The sequence below is a fragment of the Streptomyces sp. NPDC000075 genome (genome assembly GCF_040301925.1).
Classification (GTDB): domain Bacteria; phylum Actinomycetota; class Actinomycetes; order Streptomycetales; family Streptomycetaceae; genus Streptomyces; species Streptomyces polychromogenes.
On record NZ_JBEPFL010000028.1, the window covers coordinates 85,092 to 103,259 of the forward strand.

An 18,168-nucleotide genomic window follows, 5' to 3' on the forward strand; every position below is an offset into this window, starting at 1 on the left:
GCTCCTGCCGTGCGCGTCGTACACCGGCGGGCCGGTCGCCGGATCCCGTCCGGCCCCTGCCGCCCCCTTCCGCGTCGACATACCGACTGGTTAGTCTGCCGGGATCCGACGGTCCGACGGGCCGGCAGGCAGCGGCGAGAGGTGAACCCGTGAGCGCGTACCAGGACCAGCGAGTCGTCGTCACCGGAGCGGGCGGCGGCATCGGCGCGGCCCTCGCCCACCGCTTCGCCGCCGAGGGGGCCGTCGTCGTCGTCAACGACCTCGACCCGGCCCGGGCCGCCGCCGTGGCCGGAGCCATCGGCGCCCGTGCGATCGCGGTCCCCGGCGACGCCTCCGTGATCGTGGAGGAGGCCCGGGAGGCGCTCGGCGGCCGGATCGACGTGTACTGCGCCAACGCGGGACTCGCCTCGGGCGGCGACGCCTTCGCGGACGAGGCCGTCTGGGAGGCGGCCTGGGACACCAACGTCATGGCCCACGTGCGCGCCGCCCGCACCCTGCTGCCCGACTGGCTGGAGCGGGGCGACGGGCGCTTCGTGTCCACCGTCTCGGCGGCCGGGCTGCTCACGATGATCGGGGCCGCGCCGTACAGTGTCACCAAGCACGGTGCCCTCGCCTTCGCGGAATGGCTCTCGCTGACCTACCGCCACCGGGGCGTCCGGGTCCATGCCGTCTGCCCGCAGGGCGTGCGCACCGACATGCTGACCGCCGCGGGCTCGGCGGGCGAACTCGTCCTGGCGCCGACCGCGATCGAGCCGGACGCGGTCGCGGACGCCCTGTTCGACGGCATGGAGAAAGGCCGGTTCTTGATCCTCCCGCACCCCGAGGTGGCCGGCTACTACGCCGGGCGCGCGAGCGACCCCGAGCGGTGGCTGGGCGCCATGAACCACCTCCAGCGCACCTGGGAGTCCGCATGACGGGCGCCGCCGCCGGGGCCGGGTCCCCGTACGCCGCCCGGCCGTGGCTGCGCCAGCTGAGCCCGGCCCAGCTGGCGCCGGTGACGCCGCCCGCCAGCGTGCTGGACGCCTTCCGGGACGCCGTGGCGCGGGCGCCGCGGCGGACCGCGCTCGCGTACTTCGACGGGCGGGTCGGGTACGCCGAGGCCGACGCCCTCTCCGACTCCCTCGCCGGCCACCTCGCGGGGCAGGACGTCCGGCGGGGCGACCGGGTCGCGGTCATGCTCCAGAACACCCCGCACTTCGTGCTGGCCGTACTGGCGGCGTGGAAGGCGGGGGCGGTGGTCGTGCCGGTGAACCCGATGTACAAGTCCGCCGAGACGCGGCACGTACTGACGGATTCCGGGGCGGTCGCGCTGGTGTGCGAGGACGGGGCGTGGGGCGGGTACCTGCGGGAGGCCGTCCGGGGGACCGGCGTCCGGACCGTCGTGACGGCCCGGCCCACGGACTTCCAGACCCGCGACGACCCCCGCGTCTTCCCCCCAGCCCCGGCCCCGGCCCCGGACCAGGCCCCGGCCCCGGACCAGGCCCCGGCCCCGGACCAGGCCCCGGCCCCGGCCCCGGCCTCCGCCCAGGCCCCGGACCAGGCCCCCGCCCCCGCCCCCGCCCCGGCGGCTGCGGGGCGGCACCCCGAGGCGGAGCCGGAAGCGCAGGCCCCCGCCGACCTGCTCACCGTGGCCCGCCAGGGGCACCCCGCCCCGCCCGACCCCGGACTCACCTCCGCCGACGTCGCCCTCATTAGCTACACCTCCGGCACCTCCGGGGCCCCCAAGGGGGCCATGAACCCGCACGGGGCGATCACCTACAACGCCGTCCGCCAGGTCACCGGCCATCCCATCGCCGAGGGGGCCGGGTACTTCGCGCTCGCGCCGCTGTTCCACATCACCGGGCTCGTCTGCGAGCTCACCGCCTGCCTCGTCAACGCCGGCACCCTCGTCCTCACCCACCGCTTCGACGCCGGGACCGTCCTCGACGCCTTCCTGGAGCACCGCCCCGCCTACACCATCGGGCCCGCCACCGCCTTCACCGCCCTGGCCGCGCACCCCGCCGCCACCCGCGAGCACTTCGCCCCGTTCCAGGTGATCTCCTCCGGCGGCGCCCCGCTCCCGCCCGCCCTCGTCGCACGCCTGCGCGAGGACTTCGGGTTCTACCTGCGCAACGGCTACGGCCTCACCGAGTGCACCGCCCCCTGCGCCTCCGTCCCCGCGCACCGCGAGGCCCCCGTCGACCCCGGCAGCGGGACCCTCTCCGTCGGGGTCCCGGGCGCGCAGACCCTCGTACGGATCCTCGACGAGCGGGGTGCCGAGCTCCCGCTCGGGGAGACCGGCGAGATCGCCGTCCGCGGCCCGCAGGTCGTACCCGGCTACTGGGGACGGCCGGGGGCCACCGCCGAGGCCTTCCCGGACGGTGAACTGCGCACCGGGGACGTCGGGTTCATGGACGCCGACGGCTGGCTCTACGTCGTCGACCGCAAGAAGGACATGATCAGCGCCTCCGGGTTCAAGGTGTGGCCGCGCGAGGTCGAGGACGTCCTGCACGGCCACCCCGCCGTACGGGAGGCCGCCGTCGTCGGCGTCCCCGACGCCTACCGCGGGGAGACCGTCAAGGCGTACGTGACCCTGCGCCCCGGCGCCCGCGCCGAGCCGGCCGAACTCTCCGCGTACTGCGCCGAGCGCCTCGCCGCCTACAAGTACCCGCGCCGGGTCGAGATCCTGCCTGTTCTTCCCCAGACCACCAGTGGCAAGATCCTCCGACGAGAACTGCGCGAGCGCGGCTGAAAACAGTCGGAGGATCAGGAGAGGGAGGCGAGCACCATGGCCGCCAGGAACACCGCCGGGACCGAGGACGGCGACCGCGACACCCCGGTGCCGCAGCGGCTGCTGGCCGTCGCCACCAGGCTGTTCGCCGAGCGCGGTTACGACCGCACCTCCGTCCAGGAGATCGTCGAGGCGGCCGGGGTCACCAAGGGCGCGCTCTACCACTACTTCGGCTCCAAGGACGACCTGCTGCACGAGGTGTACGCCCGCATGCTGCGCCTCCAGCAGCAGCGGCTCGACGCGGTGGCCGGATCCGGCGCCCCCGTCGAGGAGCGGCTGCGGGCCGCGGCCGCCGACGTCGTCGTCACCACGATCGAGAACCTCGACGACGCGATGATCTTCTTCCGGTCGATGCACCAGCTCAGCCCGGAGAAGTACAAGCAGGTCCGCGCGGAACGCCGGCGCTACCACGAGCGGTTCCGCGCCCTGGTCGAGGAGGGCATGCGCACCGGGGTGTTCGCCACGGCCACCCCCGCCGACCTGGTGGTGGACTACTACTTCGGCTCCGTGCACCACCTGTCCACCTGGTACCGGACCGACGGCCCGCTCACCCCCCACCAGGTGGCCGACCACCTCGCCGACCTGCTCCTGCGTTCCCTGCGCCCCTAGGGCCCTAGACGGCGGCGGCGAAGGAGGCGGGGCTCAGCGCCGGGTAGTCGGTGTAGCCCTCGGGGCCGTGCACGTGCATCAGGAACTCCGGGCGCAGCCGGTTGAGCGGCGCGCCCGTGCGCAGCCGTTCCACGAGGTCGGGGTTGGCGATGAAGCCCCGGCCGAGGGCGACGAGGTCGGCGCCCGCCGCCAGCAGCCGTTCGCCCGCCGCCGCGCCGGCGTCGGCGGCGAACTCCTCGCGGGAGAGCCGGGGATTGGCGATCAGGGTGCCGGGCCAGGCCGCGCGGAGCCCCGCGAAGCCGGGGTCGTCGGGGTCGGCGTACTCCACGTGCAGGTAGACCGGGTCCAGCGGCGCGAGGGCCGCGAGGAGTGCCGGGTAGAGCTCCCCGGCGCCGGACTCCGTCACGCCGTTGACCTCCACCCCGGGGGAGATCCGCACGCCGGTCCGCTCCGGGCCGACGGCCTCGCTGACGGCCCGGACCACCTCGACGGTGAACCGGATCCGCCCCTCGACCGGCCCGCCCCAGGCGTCGGTGCGCAGGTTGGTGTTCGGCGCGAGGAACTGGTGCAGCAGGAGGCCGTTCGCCGCGTGCACCTCCACCCCCTCGAAGCCCGCAGCGACGGCGTTGCGGGCGGCGTCCGCGAAGTCGGCGATGGTGGAACGGATGTCCTCCTCGGTCATCGCGCGGGGCGTGACGGGGTCCTGGAGCCCGGTGGGGGTGTGCAGCGGCTCCGGGAGCGGGACCGCGGACGGGGCGAGCGGGAGGTGTCCGCTGGTGTCGGGGTGGCCGATCCGGCCGCCGTGCTGGAGCTGGAGGAACATCCGCCCGCCCGCGTCCCGCACGGCGTCGCGCACCCGGCGCCACCCGGCGGTCTGCGCCGGGGTGTGGATGCCGGGGATGTGCGGATAGGTCCGGCCGACGGCGTTCGGCGTGGTGGCCTCGGCGATGATCAGCCCGGCCGAGGCGCGCTGCGCGTAGTAGGCCGCCATCAGCTCCCCGGGAACCCCGTCGGCCCCGGCGCGGTTGCGGGTCAGCGGGGCCATCACCAGGCGGTTGGGGAGGTCGAGCGGGCCCAGGCGGGCGGGGGAGAAGAGGCGGGATCCGGCGGCGGGGGTCTGTCGTGTCTGCGTCATGGCGGTACCGTAGAACCTGACATCGGTGTCAGGTTCAAGACGGATTCCCCGCGAGGTGACCATGCGGATCGGCGAACTGGCGGCGCGCACCGGAGTCGGCGAGCGATCGCTGCGCTACTACGAGCAGCAGGGCCTGCTGGCCTCCGACCGGACGCCCGGCGGCCACCGGGACTTCCCCGAACGGGCCGTCGACCGGGTCATCCGCATCCAGGAGCTCTACGCGGCCGGGCTGAACAGCTCCAAGATCGGCCAGATCCTGCCCTGCATGCGGGACGAGGACGGCGGCCCGTCGGTCCGCGCCACCCCGGCCCTGGTGGCGGAGCTGGCCGCCGAACGCGACCGGATCGACCGGATGATCGGCGACCTCGTCCGCTCCCGCGAGGTCCTGGACGAGGTCATCGAGGCGGCCTCCGGCCGGGCCGCCGTCGTTCAGCGGTAGCGCTTCAGCTCACGGTGCGCCAGCGAGCGCTGGTGGACCTCGTCCGGGCCGTCCGCCAGCCGCAGGGTCCGCGCCGCCGCCCACAGTTCGGCCAGCGGGAAGTCCTGGCTCACCCCGCCCGCGCCGTGCAGCTGCACCGCCCGGTCCAGGATCTCCACCACCGCGCGCGGAGTGGCGATCTTGATGGCCTGGATCTCGGTGTGCGCGCCCCGGTTGCCGACGGTGTCCATCAGCCAGGCCGTCTTCAGCACCAGCAGCCGCAGCTGCTCGATGGTGACCCGGGCGTCCGCGATCCAGTTCTGCACGACCCCCTGCGCGGCCAGCTCCTTCCCGAACGCGGTACGGCCCACCGCGCGCCGGCACATCAGCTCGACGGCCCGCTCCGCCATGCCGATCAGCCGCATGCAGTGGTGGATGCGGCCCGGGCCGAGCCGGGCCTGGGCGATGGCGAACCCGGCCCCCTCCTCGCCGATCAGGTTCCCCGCCGGCACCCGGGCCCCGTCGAAGACCACCTCGGCGTGCCCGCCGTGGTCGTGGTCCGCGTACCCGTACACGGTCATCGCCCGGCGCACCTCCACGCCCGGGGTGTCGCGCGGGACCAGGATCATCGACTGCTGGCGGCGCGGATCGGCGCCGTCCGGGTCGGTCTTGCCCATCACGATGAAGACCTTGCAGTCCGGGTTCATCGCCCCGGAGATGTACCACTTGCGCCCGGTGACCACGTACGCGTCGCCGTCCCGCTCGATCCGGGTCTCGATGTTCGTGGCGTCCGAGGAGGCCACCTCGGGCTCGGTCATCGCGAAGGCGGAGCGGATCTCCCCGGCCAGCAGGGGCTCCAGCCACTGCTTCTTCTGCCGCTCGTCGCCGAACTGGGCGAGTAGCTCCATGTTCCCGGTGTCCGGGGCGGCGCAGTTGGTGGCCATCGGCGCCAGGTGCGGGCTGCGGCCGGTGATCTCCGCGAGCGGGGCGTACTGGAGGTTGGTCAGCCCGGCGCCGTATTCCGCGTCCGGCAGGAACAGGTTCCACAGCCCCCGGCGGCGCGCCTCGGCCTTCAGCTCACCGAAGACGGCCGGGGTGTCCCAGGGCGAGGCCAGCCGCGCGCGCTGCCCGGCGGCGACGGCTTCCGCCGGGTAGACGTACTCCTCCATGAACGCGAGCAGGCGTCCGCGGAGTTCCTCGGTCCGGGTGTCGAATGCGAAGTCCATGCGGTTCGGCTCCTCAGCCTTCGTGGAGGGTGGTCAGACCGTGCGCGATGAAGACCGGGACCAGCTCGCCGATCCGGTCGAAGCCGGCGCCGACCGTCTGGCCGAGCGTGTACCGGTAGTGGATGCCCTCCAGGATCACCGCGAGCTTGAACCAGGCGAAGGCCGTGTACCAGGCGATCGCCCCGGTGTCCCGCCCCGAGCGGGCGGCGTACCGCTCGACCAGTTCGGCGGGCGCCGGATGGCCGGGGGCCCGGCTCGTCGTGCTGACGGGGGAGTCCTCCAGGCCCAGGTCCGAGCTGTACATCACCAGCAGCCCGAGGTCCGTCAGCGGATCGCCCAGGGTGGACATCTCCCAGTCCAGCACCGCCCGGATGGTGTCGTCCGGCCCGCCGATCAGCACGTTGTCCAGCCGGAAGTCCCCGTGCACCACGGTCGGGGCGGGGGAGGCGGGCAGGGCCCGGCCCAGCGCCCCGTGCAGTTCGTCGATCCCGGCGAGCTCCCGGCCGCGCGAGGCGTCGAGCTGCTTGCCCCAGCGGCGCAGCTGCCGGTCCAGGAAGCCCTCGGGCCGGCCGAAGTCCCCGAGGCCGACCGCCTCCGGGTCCACCGCGTGCAGGTCGACGAGGGTGTCCACCAGGCCGAGCACCGCCCGGCGGGTGCGCTCCGGGCCGATCTCCGCGAGCTGTCCGGCCGTCCGGAACGGCACCCCGTCCACGTACTCCATGACGTAGAACGGCGCCCCCAGCACCTCCTCGTCCTCGCACAGCAGCAGTGGCCCGGGCACCGGGACGGCCGTCCCGTGCAGGGCGGCGATCACCCGGTGCTCGCGCCGCATGTCGTGCGCGGTGGCCAGTACGTGGCCGAGCGGCGGGCGGCGCACCACCCACCGGGCGGAGCCGTCGGTGACCGCGTACGTGAGGTTGGACCGGCCCCCCTCGATCAGCCGGCCGGTCAGCGGCCCGGCCACGAGACCGGGGAGCGCGGCGTCGAGGTGGCCGCGCAGCCGCTCCAGATCGAGGCCTCGGGGGTCGGCTGGGCTCATGTGCGCGCCTCCGTACGAAGTCGGGTGGACGACGGGTGTCCCGAGCCATCATGCCGACCAGTCGGTATGCCGTCCATAGGGCGGGCCGAAAGAAGCCCCTCCGGCCCGCCGCCCCGGCCCCTCACGCGTGGCAGAGGATCGGCGTGCCGCCGTTCATCACCGTCATGTCCCGCAGCACGGCCATGATGTCCAGGGGCGCCCCCTCCGGCTCCCCGGCCAGCTCCGCGTACGCCCGGTGCAGGTTCGCCACCAGCCGCTCGCTCTCCCGCCAGGCCGCGAACTCCCCGAGGTCCGCCCGGCGCGCGGTCTCCAGCGGGGTCAGCCCCTCGCCGCGGCCCTCCCGCGCCAGCTCCGCCACGTACCGCAGGTAGCGCTCGGTGGACTCGTACGCCGACGGGTCCGTCAGCGGTCCGTGGCCCGGTACTACGGTCTCCGCGTCCAGCGAGCGCAGCAGCTCCAGCGCCCGCAGCGAACCGGCCAGCGAGCCCATCGCCAGGAACGGGGTGCCCCCGGCGAAGACCAGGTCCCCGGTGAACACCACCCGCCGCGCGGGCAGCCACACCACCGAGTCGCCGGTGGTGTGCGCCACGCCGGGGTGCAGGACGCGCACCTCGGTGTCCCCGACGTACAGCGTCAGCCGGTCGCCGTAGGTGAGGTCGGGGGCGGTGATCTCTATCGCGCCGAAGTCGGTGGCGGGCCAGATCAGCTCCAGCTGGTGCCCGGCGGCGAGCTGCTCGGCCCGCGCGTTCTCGTGGCCCACGATGACGGCCGGCGCGAAGGCGGCGTTCCCGTAGGTGTGGTCGCCGTGGTGGTGGGTGTTGACCACGGTCCGGGGCAGCGGCGAACCCTGCCCCAGCACCGCCTCGCGCAGGGCCAGTGCCCGCCGCTCGGTGGCGGCGGTGTCGACCAGCAGGGTCCGCCCGCCGTCGCTGACCCAGCCGGCGTTGTTCAGGCACCAGCCCCCGTCCGGCTGGACGTAGGCGTACACCCCGGCCGCGGGCTGGACGACGTACGGCTTCTCGACGGTCATGGGCGCTCTCCCCGGGTCGCTGTGACAGGCGGTCAGCATCCTGTCAGCCGGTCCGGGGCCGGGGGAGGGCGGGGCCGGGCCGGGCGGTCAGACGATGACGGCCGTCGCGAACACCGCCAGCGCCACCGCGCACGCCGCCGCCCCCACCGCCGCCCCGGGCGCCAGCCCCGCCGGCCGGGCGGCGGCCAGCTGCCGGATCCGCCGGTGCGCCACCCACAGGAACGCCGTCCAGACCAGCGCGATCACGGCCGCCCCGGTGACCTCCACCGGCGACCCGGACCCGTGCAGGGCCTGTCGCAGCGCCAGCACCGCGGTGACCGAGCAGGCCAGGGTCGTGCGCCGCCACGCCAGCCGGGTCCGCTCGGGCTGGAGCCCGGCGTCCCGCGCCGCAGTGCCGGGCCGGGTCACGGCCGGGCCGTCCAGCCCATCAGCACGACCACCACCATCGCCACCGCGACCAGCCCGACCCCCAGGCTCAGCAGCACCGGGAACGGCGACAGCGGAAGGTCCTCGCCCCGCCGCATCGCCCGCTCGCACCGGACCCAGTGGTGCACGGCCCGCAGCGCGCAGGCCGCCCCCACCGCCAGCAGGGCGAGCGCCATCCCGACCCGCACCCCCCAGCGCAGGTCCGGCAGGAACTGGTCCACCGCGAACCCGCCGCCCACCAGCGCCAGTGCGGTCCGTATCCAGGCCAGGAAGGTCCGCTCGTTGGCCAGGGAGAAGCGGTAGTCCGGGGTCTCGCCCTCGCCGCGCAGCCGCCGCGGTGCGAACCAGAGGCGCACGTCCTTGACGAAGTCGATCACCTGTCCAATTTACGTCCCCTTCACACGCGGGGCGCGGCCGGCCGGTCCCCGCCCTCCCGGAAGGCACGCAGCCGCCGGTACGCCTCCAGCCCGTCCGGCACCCACGGCCACGTCCCGTCGGCCACCCGCCGCTCCAGCTCCCCGGGCGCCAGCCAGGCGTGCCAGTCCACCTCCGACTCCTGCGGGGCCACCGGCAGCGCGCACCGCACCTCGTGCACGTACGACCACCACGAACCGCCCGGACCCTCGTAGAGGAACTTGAACAGCGGCGCCGGCTGCTCCAGCCCGCTCACCCCGAGCTCCTCCTCCGCCTCCCGCAGCGCGGCCCCCGGGTAGTCCTCCCCGGCGCCGAGCACCCCGCCCACGAACATGTCGTAGTGCGAGGGGAACACCAGCTTCGACCCGGTCCTGCGGTGCACGAAGACCCGCCCGAGCTCATCCCTGACCTGCACGAACACACACCGGTGGAGCAGCCCCCGGGCGTACACCTCGCCCCGCGGGGCCTGCCCGGTGACCCGGTCGTCGCGGTCCACCACGTCCAGAACCTCATCCGCTGCGCTCACGGATCCCATCCAATCACCGCGGTTGACGGGTTACCGCTCCGTAGCAAAGGATCTGCCCCACCACCGACCGGAGGACGGGCAGACGCATGAGCTACGACGCTGACGTGATCGTGATCGGAGCGGGCCTCGCGGGCCTCGTGGCCACCGCCGAGCTCGTCGACGCGGGACGCAAGGTGATCCTCCTCGACCAGGAGCCCGAGCAGTCGATCGGCGGGCAGGCGCACTGGTCCTTCGGCGGGCTCTTCTTCGTCGACTCGCCCGAGCAGCGCCGGATGCGGATCAGGGACAGCCGTGCCCTCGCCCTCCAGGACTGGCTGGGCACCGCCGGCTTCGACCGTGACGAGGACGCCTGGCCCCGCCGCTGGGCCGAGGCCTACGTGGACTTCGCGGCCGGCGAGAAGCGGCCCTGGCTGCACGCCCAAGGCGTGCGCTTCTTCCCCGTCGTCGGCTGGGCCGAGCGCGGCGGCTACGACGCCAACGGGCACGGCAACTCCGTCCCCCGCTTCCACATCACCTGGGGCACCGGCCCCGGCCTCGTGGAACCCTTCGAGCGGCGGGTGCGCGCCGGGGCGGCCCGCGGCCTGGTCAGCCTGCGCTTCCGCCACCGGGTCACCGGCCTGGCCTCGACCGCCGGGGCCGTCGACACCGTCACCGGCGAGGTCCTGGCACCCTCGGACGCCGTACGGGGCGCCGCCAGCGGCCGCGAGAGCACCGGCACCTTCAGCCTGCGGGCCCAGGCGGTGATCGTCACCAGCGGGGGCATCGGCGGCAACCACGACCTGGTGCGCGCCCAGTGGCCCGCCCGCCTGGGCACCCCGCCCGCCCGGATGCTCTCGGGGGTCCCGGCGCACGTGGACGGCCTGATGCTCGGGATCACGGAGAAGGCCGGCGCCAGCCACATCAACAAGGACCGGATGTGGCACTACACCGAGGGCATCGAGAACTGGGACCCGATCTGGGCCCGGCACGGCATCCGCATCCTGCCCGGCCCGTCCTCCCTGTGGCTGGACGCCACCGGCCGGCGGCTGCCCGTCCCGCTCTTCCCCGGCTTCGACACCCTCGGCACCCTCGACCACATCATGCGCACCGGCCACGACCACACCTGGTTCGTGCTCAACCAGCGCATCATCGGCAAGGAGTTCGGCCTCTCCGGCTCCGAGCAGAACCCCGACCTGACGGGCCGCTCGGTCCGCGAGGTGCTGGTCCGCGCCCGGCAGGCCGTACCGGCGCCGGTCAAGGCCTTCATGGACCGGGGCGCCGACTTCATCGTCGAGCGGGACCTGTCCGCGATGGTCCGCCGGATGAACGAGCTCACCGGCGAGGGCCTGCTCGACGAGGCCACCGTGCGCCGGGAGATCACCGCCCGCGACCGGGAGGTCGTCAACCCCTTCACCAAGGACCTCCAGGTCACGGCCATCCACGGGGCGCGCAAGTACCTCGGCGACCGGCTGATCCGCACCGCCGCGCCGCACCGGATCCTCGACCCCGGCGCCGGCCCGCTGATCGCGGTCCGCCTCTCGATCCTGACCCGCAAGTCCCTCGGCGGCCTGGAGACCGACCTGTCCTCCCGCGTCCTGACCCCCTCGGGCGAACCCCTGCCGGGCGTGTACGCGGCCGGGGAGGCGGCGGGCTTCGGCGGCGGCGGCGTCCACGGCTACCGAGCCCTGGAGGGCACGTTCCTGGGCGGCTGCCTCTTCTCGGGCCGAGCGGCGGGCCGCGCGGCGGCGGCCGCGGTGTCCTGACCACCCGGACCGCGTCATCCGCCCCAACTGACCCCCTTCGCGCACCAGTTGATTCCAGCCACTCCCTGTGCCCGGACCTTGACGCGGAGCTGTGCGTACCGGTTTGCTGTGCGTGATCATCCGGACTGACCACCGGCCGATCGAGCCGCCGCGCCCCGGGCGCGCGCGCCCCACCCCGCGTACCACCACCACCGGCACCGCCCGCACCCGCGCTCTGGAGGGAACCCGCGGATGTCCCCGCCGCCCCTCGGCCGCACCCGCAAGCGGAACGCCCAGCTCTTCGACCCGGCCCTCTGTGACACCGAACTCGTCGCCGTACGCGGCCAGTTCACCCAGGGCCGCTGGGCCAGGGCCCGCAGCCTGCTGGTGGCCACCGGCGACGACTGGGACCGCCGGGGCCACCGCGTCACCGTCCTCGCCGAGACCCCCTCCGCCACCGCCTGGGCCCGCGAATGGCTCCTCGCCGAGCCCGACAGCGCCGACGCCGCCACCCTCCTCGCCTGCTCCGCCGTCCACGCCGCCCTGCGCGGCAAGGGCACCCCGCAGGCCGCCGACGAGGCCTGCCGCCGGGCCGCCGCCCTGCTCCCGGCCGACCCCACCCCCTGGCTGGGCCTGCTGATGCTCTCCCGCGCCTTCGGACCGGACGAGGAGTTCAGCCGCCACTTCGACCAGGTCCGGGCCCGCCACCGCGAGCACCACCACGCCCACCACCTCATGGTCGCCCGGCTCGCCGAGCGCGACCCCGCCGCCGGCCGCGACCCGCTCCACGAGGTCTACGACTTCGCCGCCTGGGCCGCCGAGGAGTCCCCGGCCGACTCCCCGCTCGCCGTGCTCCCCGTCATCGCCCACGCCGAGCGCTACCGCGTCCTCGCCGCCGCCCAGGGCCGCACCGCACCCGAGGACGCCGCCCAGCACTGGACCGGCCGCCGCGCCCGCCAGGTACTGCGCCACGCCTTCGACTGGTGGCTGGAGTGGGAGCACGAGGACCACCCCCGCAACCGGGTCGACCTCAACTTCCTCGCCCACGCCAAGCTCTGCGAGGGGCGCCCCGCCGAGGCCGCCGCCCTCTTCCACCGCATCGGCACCCACGCCACCCGCGCCCCCTGGTCCTACCCGGACCGCGACCCCGCCAAGGCCTTCCTCGCCGCGCGCAGCGCCGCGCTCGGCACTGCCTGACCCCCTGACCCCCCGCCCCCGACCCCCGCCCCCGAAAGGACCCTGCCATGCCGACGGGCAGATCCACCGTGCCGGCCGCCGCCCCCCAGGCCGAGATCCGCACCTACAAGGGCCAGGACCGCGCCCTGCGCGCCGGCCGCCTCGGCACCGCCGGCCTGCTGCTCTCCGTACTCGCCGCCAGCGCGCCGCTGATGGTCGTCGCCGGCGTCATGCCCACGATCTTCGGGGTCATGGGCATCGTCGGCCAGCCGCTGCTCTTCGTGATCCTCGGCGTCGTCCTCGCCCTCTTCGGCATCGGCTACGCCGAGATGAGCCGCCACGTCCACAACGCCGGCGCCTTCTACGCCTACATAGCCCGCGGCCTCGGCCCCACCGCAGGAGCCTGCGCCTCCCTGGTGGCCCTCGTCGCCTACAGCGCCATGCAGGTCGGCGTGTACGGCATCCTCGGCTTCGAGATCTCCGGCCTGTTCTCCACCTACCTCCACACCGAGATCGCCTGGTGGATCCCCGCCCTGCTCGCGGTCGCCGCCACCGGCGCCCTCGGCTGGCTGAAGATCGACCTGAACGCCAAGGTGCTCGGCGTCCTCCTGCTCGTCGAATGCGCCCTCGTCGTCGTCTTCGACCTCGCCGCCCTCGGCAAGCCCGGCCCCCAGGGCCTCTCCCTGGACGCCTTCGACCCCGCCGGCCTCGGCGGGGCGGGCCTCGGCACCGCCCTGTGCTTCTGCATCGCGGCCTTCGTCGGCTTCGAGCAGTCCCCGGTCTACGCCGAGGAGACGAGCAAGCCGCACATCGTCGTCTCCCGCGTGATGTTCCTCGCCGTCGGCTTCGTCGCGCTCTTCTTCGCCCTCAGCGCCTGGGCGCTCAGCGTGGCCACCGGGCCCGCGCACATCACCAGGGCGGCCGCCGAAGCCGGCCCCGCCCTGCTCTTCGACCTCACGCGGAGCCGCCTCGGCGCCGGCTTCACCGACGTCCTGCACGTGCTCTTCGTCACCGGCATGTTCGCGGCCATGCTCAGCTTCCACAACGTCGTCGCCCGCTACGCCTTCGCCATGGGCCGCGAGGGCCTGCTCCCCGCCCGCTTCGGCCGCACCAACCCGGGCACCGGCGCCCCCGCCACCGGCTCCCTGCTCCAGACCGTGGTGGCGGCCATCGTCGTCCTCGCCTTCGCGCTCACCGACGGCTCCCCGGCCGGGGACCCGACCGCCCCCGTCCTGCACCTGTTCACCTGGATGGGCAGCGTCGGCGCCCTCGGCGTGACCGTCCTGATGGCCGCGTCCTCCTTCGCCGTCATCGCCTTCTTCGTCCGCCGGGGCGCGGCCGGGGCCCAGGTGCGGCGGCTCGTCGCGGCGGGCCTCGCCGGCGTGGCCCTCGTCGTCATCGCCGTCTACACCGTCAAGGACTTCGCCGTCCTGGTCGCCGCCGAGAAGGGCTCCGCGCTCAGCTGGGTGCTGCCCGCGATCATCGGCGCGGCCGCACTGGCCGGACTCGTCCACGGGCTGGTGCTCAAGTCCCGCCGGCCCGAGACGCACGCCCGGATCGGCCTGGGCAACGAGGCCTTCCGCCTCGACCAGGCCGCCGGGTCCGGGCCGGGCGCCTGAGGGCCCCGAGCCCCGTATCCGTGCCCCCGCAGGCCCCCGGCGACCGTTTCCACGGACGCCGGGGGCCTGCGCGTGAGTGGCTGATTTTGGCGGGTTGCGGAGGCACGTGGTCTCCTATGGCGACAAAATCACCGGAACCGCGATACGGGGGAAACCACCCAGCTCCCCCGCGGCGCGGCTTCGGACCTGCCTGTCCGACCCACGAAGGCGAAGTCGTATATGAGTGACCGCACCTTGACCGAGGCATCCGCCGAGGCGTCCTCCCGCCATGTCGACGCCGGTGACGAGGGCTACAGCAAGGACCTCAAGTCCCGCCACATCAACATGATCGCGATCGGCGGGGCGATAGGCACCGGCCTGTTCCTCGGAGCCGGCGGCCGCCTCGCCGGTGCCGGCCCCTCCCTCGCCATCGCGTACGCGGTGTGCGGCGTCTTCGCCTTCTTCGTCGTCCGGGCCCTCGGCGAGCTCGTCCTCTACCGCCCCTCCTCCGGCGCCTTCGTCTCGTACGCGCGCGAGTTCATGGGGGAGAAGGGCGCCTACACGGCCGGCTGGCTCTACTTCCTCAACTGGTCCACCACCACTGTGGCGGACATCACGGCCGCCGCGACCTACGCGCACTTCTGGTCGATGTTCACCGACATCCCCCAGTGGGTGCTCGCCTTCATCGCCCTGGCCGTGGTCCTCACCGCGAACCTGATCTCGGTGAAGTACTTCGGCGAGATGGAGTTCTGGTTCTCCCTGGTCAAGGTCGCCGCCCTGGCGATCTTCCTGATCGTCGGCATCTACCTGGTCGCCACCAGCCACGACATCGGCGGCAACACCCCGGGCCTGGCCAACATCACCGACCACGGCGGCATCTTCCCGTCCGGCGTGCTCCCGATGCTCCTGGTCATCCAGGGCGTGGTCTTCGCGTACGCCTCCGTCGAGCTCTGCGGCGTCGCCGCCGGTGAGACCGAGAACCCCGAGAAGATCATGCCGAAGGCGATCAACTCGATCATGTGGCGCGTGGGCCTCTTCTACGTCGGCTCCGTCGTCCTGCTCGCGCTGCTGCTCCCGTACACGCAGTACTCGGCCGACCAGAGCCCCTTCGTCACGGTCTTCGACAAGCTGGGCGTGCCCGGCGCCGCCGGCATCATGAACCTGGTCGTCCTGACGGCCGCCCTGTCCAGCCTGAACTCGGGCCTCTACTCCACCGGCCGGATCCTGCGCTCGATGGCCCTGTCCGGCTCCGCGCCGAAGTTCACCGGCGTCATGAACAAGGGCAAGGTCCCCTACGGCGGCGTCCTGTTCACCGCCGCCTTCGGCGTCGCCGGCGTCGGCCTGAACTACTGGATGCCGGGCGAGGCCTTCGAGCTCGTCCTCAACCTGGCCTCCATCGGCATCCTCGGCACCTGGGCCATGGTCATGATCTGTTCGCTGTTCTTCTGGCGCCGTGCGCAGCAGGGCCTGGTCGAGCGCCCCGGGTACAAGCTGCCCTGGGCGCCGTACACGCAGATCGTCACCCTGGTCTTCCTGGTGACCGTCCTGGTGCTGATGTGGTGCGACGGCGGCGTCGGCCGCACCACGGTGATGATCCTCCCGGGCATCGCCGCGGCCCTGGTCGGCGGCTGGTTCCTGGTCCGCCGCCGGGTGAGCGAGCTCGCCGCCTCGCGCGACTGACGACCCCCACGGGCCCCAGGGGCCCCCGGGACGGGCTCCGGCCCGCCCGGGGGCCCTCGCCGTATCCGGGGCCCGTACGCGGGCCTGTACGCGGGCGCGTCCGCGGGCGCGTACGGCCGCACCCGGGAAACGAAGAAGGACCCCGCCGAAGCGGGGTCCTTCTCACTGTGTGTCCGAGGGGGGACTTGAACCCCCACGCCCGATAAAGGGCACTAGCACCTCAAGCTAGCGCGTCTGCCATTCCGCCACCCGGACGGGGTGTGTGTCGTTCCGGCCTCGGCGGCCGTGGCGACAGGTGAAACATTACCAAACATTCCGGGGGCACCCGCGCCACCCCCGGCCGGCGGCTTCCGGCCACCGGAAACCCTTGCGCCGGAACGAAGAAGGACCCCGCCGAAGCGGGGTCCTTCTCACCATGTGTCCGAGGGGGGACTTGAACCCCCACGCCCGATAAAGGGCACTAGCACCTCAAGCTAGCGCGTCTGCCATTCCGCCACCCGGACCGGGTGTGTGCGATCCGGCCTCGCGGCCGTTCCGACGTGGAAAAGATTACCAAACAGTCCGGGGTCCTCGATCACACCCCCTCCGGCCGGTAAACCGCCCTTGGGGAGAGCGGCTCCGGGCGCGAGGATGGGGAGACAGCCGGTACGTGATCAATGGGAGGAAGCAGCGTGAGCGCAGCGGGCGCGGGCAAGACCGTCTCGGGCCAGGACGAGGTCGTCGACCTCTGCCGGGACCTCATCCGGATCGACACCAGCAACTACGGGGACCACTCGGGCCCCGGCGAGCGCAAGGCGGCCGAATGGGTCGCGGAGAAGCTCGCCGAGGTCGGACTGGAACCGCAGATCTTCGAATCGCACAAGGGCCGCGCCTCGACCGTGGCCCGGATCGAGGGCGAGGACCCCTCACGGCCGGCGCTGCTCATCCACGGGCACACCGACGTGGTCCCCGCCAACGCCGCCGACTGGACGTACGACCCCTTCTCGGGGGAGATCGCCGACGGCTGCGTCTGGGGCCGCGGCGCGGTCGACATGAAGGACATGGACGCGATGACGCTGGCCGTCGTGCGCGACCGCATGCGCAGCGGGCGCAAGCCCCCGCGCGACATCGTGCTGGCCTTCCTCGCGGACGAGGAGGCGGGCGGCACGTACGGCGCCCGCCACCTCGTGGACAAGCACCCCGGGCTCTTCGAGGGCGTCACCGAGGCCATCGGCGAGGTCGGCGGGTTCTCCTTCACCGTGAACGAGAACCTCCGCCTCTACCTGGTGGAGACCGCCCAGAAGGGCATGCACTGGATGCGGCTCACGGTGGAGGGCACCGCGGGCCACGGCTCCATGACCAACAACGACAACGCGATCACCGAGCTGTGCGAGGCCGTCGGCCGCCTCGGCCGCCACACCTGGCCGGTCCGCGTCACGAAGACCGTCCGGCACTTCCTCGACGAACTCTCGGACGCGCTCGGAACCCCGCTCGACCCCGACGACATGGACGCCACCCTCGCCAAGCTCGGCGGGATCGCTAAGATGGTCGGCGCGACGCTGCGCAACTCGGCCGCGCCGACGATGCTCGGCGCCGGCTACAAGGTCAACGTGATCCCCGGCCAGGCCACGGCGCACGTGGACGGCCGCTTCCTGCCGGGCTACGAGGAGGAGTTCTTCGCGGACCTCGACCGGATCCTCGGCCCGCGCGTGAAGCGGGAGGACGTGCACGCGGACAAGGCCCTGGAGACGGACTTCGACGGGAAGCTCGTCGACGCCATGCAGGGCGCCCTCCGCGCCGAGGACCCGATCGCGCGCGCCGTCCCGTACATGCTCTCCGGCGGCACGGACGCCAAGTCCTTCGACGACCTCGGCATCCGCTGCTTCGGCTTCGCGCCGCTCCAGCTGCCGCCGGAGCTGGACTTCGCGGGCATGTTCCACGGCGTGGACGAGCGGGTTCCGGTCGAGGGCCTGAAGTTCGGCGTACGGGTGCTCGACCGTTTCATCGACCACGCCTAACGGCCCGGGATTCGGGAAGGTGTGCGCATTCCACTGGGAAGAGTGAATGCGCTCATACGCTCGTAGCCCCGGTGATCCCTCCTCGTTACAGGTGGTGCGGTCCGCGGCTGGGACCGCATTGCCTACTAGGAGGAACAATGCTCAAGAAGGTTGTCGCCGCTGCGGCTGCCACCGGTGGTCTGGTTCTCGCGGGCGCCGGTCTCGCCGTCGCCGACGCGGGCGCCCAGGGTGCGGCCATCGGCTCCCCCGGTGTCGCGTCCGGCAACGTCGTCCAGGTTCCGGTTCACGTGCCGGTCAACGTCTGCGGCAACACCGTGAACATCATCGCCCTGCTGAACCCGGCCTTCGGCAACACCTGCGTCAACGCCTGACGCTTCTGAAGTTCTGGCCCCGGAGCGCAATC

Annotated in this window: 17 protein-coding genes and 2 tRNA genes; 10 read left to right on the forward strand and 9 right to left on the reverse strand. The window is 73.5% G+C overall.

The genetic code is table 11. The annotated features are described in order from the left end of the window. Positions 1 to 149 precede the first annotated feature (149 nt). The 3 genes from ABT403_RS28080 to ABT403_RS28090 are packed head-to-tail and all read left to right on the forward strand — an operon-like array spanning position 150 to position 3,379. Positions 150 to 914: an SDR family oxidoreductase gene (locus ABT403_RS28080; RefSeq protein WP_344169082.1), complete on the forward strand. Its 765-nt coding sequence runs from the start codon at positions 150 to 152 to the stop codon at positions 912 to 914. Further along, complete coding sequence (locus ABT403_RS28085; RefSeq protein WP_344169085.1) at positions 911 to 2,731, forward strand: AMP-binding protein; 1,821 nt, start codon at positions 911 to 913, stop codon at positions 2,729 to 2,731. The genes ABT403_RS28080 and ABT403_RS28085 overlap by 4 nt, the downstream gene beginning before the upstream one ends. Positions 2,732 to 2,767: 36 nt before the next feature. Beyond that, positions 2,768 to 3,379, forward strand: coding sequence for a TetR/AcrR family transcriptional regulator (locus ABT403_RS28090; protein ID WP_344169088.1), 612 nt, complete (start codon positions 2,768 to 2,770; stop codon positions 3,377 to 3,379). Positions 3,380 to 3,383: 4 nt separating this feature from the next. Here the strand turns inward: ABT403_RS28090 and ABT403_RS28095 are convergent, their stop codons facing one another. Continuing rightward, a complete protein-coding gene (locus ABT403_RS28095) occupies positions 3,384 to 4,514 on the reverse strand; it encodes an alkene reductase (RefSeq protein ID WP_344169091.1) in 1,131 nt (376 codons plus the stop codon). Between the two features lie 61 nt (positions 4,515 to 4,575). Here ABT403_RS28095 and ABT403_RS28100 point away from each other — a divergent pair, with 61 nt between their 5' ends. Continuing rightward, the gene (locus ABT403_RS28100) at positions 4,576 to 4,953 is read left to right on the forward strand and encodes a MerR family transcriptional regulator (protein WP_344169225.1); all 378 of its coding nucleotides are present in this window, start codon (positions 4,576 to 4,578) and stop codon (positions 4,951 to 4,953) included. On the opposite strand, the gene ABT403_RS28105 is transcribed toward ABT403_RS28100, so the two are convergent. From ABT403_RS28105 to ABT403_RS28130, 6 genes are all read right to left on the reverse strand, one after another. Next, on the reverse strand, positions 4,944 to 6,158 hold the full coding sequence (locus ABT403_RS28105) for an acyl-CoA dehydrogenase family protein (RefSeq protein WP_344169094.1): 1,215 nt from the start codon (positions 6,156 to 6,158) through the stop codon (positions 4,944 to 4,946). The genes ABT403_RS28100 and ABT403_RS28105 overlap by 10 nt on opposite strands. Positions 6,159 to 6,171: 13 nt before the next feature. Beyond that, positions 6,172 to 7,197 carry a phosphotransferase family protein gene (locus ABT403_RS28110; RefSeq protein ID WP_344169097.1) on the reverse strand — a complete coding sequence of 342 codons (1,026 nt, stop codon included), beginning with the start codon at positions 7,195 to 7,197 and terminating at the stop codon, positions 6,172 to 6,174. Positions 7,198 to 7,318: 121 nt separating this feature from the next. Then, entirely contained in the window at positions 7,319 to 8,227 is a 909-nt protein-coding gene (locus ABT403_RS28115; RefSeq protein ID WP_344169100.1) for an MBL fold metallo-hydrolase, read from the reverse strand. 87 nt (positions 8,228 to 8,314) lie between these two features. Beyond that, positions 8,315 to 8,635, reverse strand: coding sequence for a DUF202 domain-containing protein (locus ABT403_RS28120; RefSeq protein WP_344169103.1), 321 nt, complete (start codon positions 8,633 to 8,635; stop codon positions 8,315 to 8,317). Next, positions 8,632 to 9,030, reverse strand: a complete 399-nt coding sequence (locus tag ABT403_RS28125) for a YidH family protein (RefSeq protein WP_344169106.1) — start codon at positions 9,028 to 9,030, stop codon at positions 8,632 to 8,634. The genes ABT403_RS28120 and ABT403_RS28125 overlap by 4 nt, the downstream gene beginning before the upstream one ends. A 20-nt stretch (positions 9,031 to 9,050) precedes the next feature. Then, entirely contained in the window at positions 9,051 to 9,602 is a 552-nt protein-coding gene (locus tag ABT403_RS28130; protein ID WP_344169109.1) for an NUDIX hydrolase, read from the reverse strand. A gap of 77 nt (positions 9,603 to 9,679) precedes the next feature. Here ABT403_RS28130 and ABT403_RS28135 point away from each other — a divergent pair, with 77 nt between their 5' ends. From ABT403_RS28135 to ABT403_RS28150, 4 genes are all read left to right on the forward strand, one after another. Next, on the forward strand, positions 9,680 to 11,335 hold the full coding sequence (locus tag ABT403_RS28135) for an FAD-binding dehydrogenase (RefSeq protein WP_344169112.1): 1,656 nt from the start codon (positions 9,680 to 9,682) through the stop codon (positions 11,333 to 11,335). 231 nt (positions 11,336 to 11,566) lie between these two features. Further along, a complete protein-coding gene (locus tag ABT403_RS28140) occupies positions 11,567 to 12,511 on the forward strand; it encodes a hypothetical protein (RefSeq protein WP_344169115.1) in 945 nt (314 codons plus the stop codon). Between the two features lie 47 nt (positions 12,512 to 12,558). Further along, the gene (locus ABT403_RS28145; RefSeq protein ID WP_344169118.1) at positions 12,559 to 14,109 is read left to right on the forward strand and encodes an APC family permease; all 1,551 of its coding nucleotides are present in this window, start codon (positions 12,559 to 12,561) and stop codon (positions 14,107 to 14,109) included. Positions 14,110 to 14,328: 219 nt separating this feature from the next. Further along, positions 14,329 to 15,768 carry an amino acid permease gene (locus ABT403_RS28150; RefSeq protein ID WP_344169121.1) on the forward strand — a complete coding sequence of 480 codons (1,440 nt, stop codon included), beginning with the start codon at positions 14,329 to 14,331 and terminating at the stop codon, positions 15,766 to 15,768. Between the two features lie 170 nt (positions 15,769 to 15,938). Here the strand turns inward: ABT403_RS28150 and ABT403_RS28155 are convergent. Continuing rightward, positions 15,939 to 16,023, reverse strand: a tRNA-Leu gene (locus ABT403_RS28155). Between the two features lie 163 nt (positions 16,024 to 16,186). Beyond that, positions 16,187 to 16,271: transfer RNA gene (locus ABT403_RS28160), tRNA-Leu, on the reverse strand. 153 nt (positions 16,272 to 16,424) lie between these two features. Here ABT403_RS28160 and ABT403_RS28165 point away from each other — a divergent pair. Then, entirely contained in the window at positions 16,425 to 17,765 is a 1,341-nt protein-coding gene (locus tag ABT403_RS28165) for a M20/M25/M40 family metallo-hydrolase (RefSeq protein ID WP_344169124.1), read from the forward strand. A gap of 137 nt (positions 17,766 to 17,902) precedes the next feature. Beyond that, positions 17,903 to 18,136 (forward strand): chaplin ChpH, encoded by a 234-nt coding sequence (gene chpH, locus ABT403_RS28170; RefSeq protein ID WP_045950168.1) that lies wholly within the window; start codon positions 17,903 to 17,905, stop codon positions 18,134 to 18,136. The last annotated feature ends 32 nt before the right edge of the window (positions 18,137 to 18,168 follow it).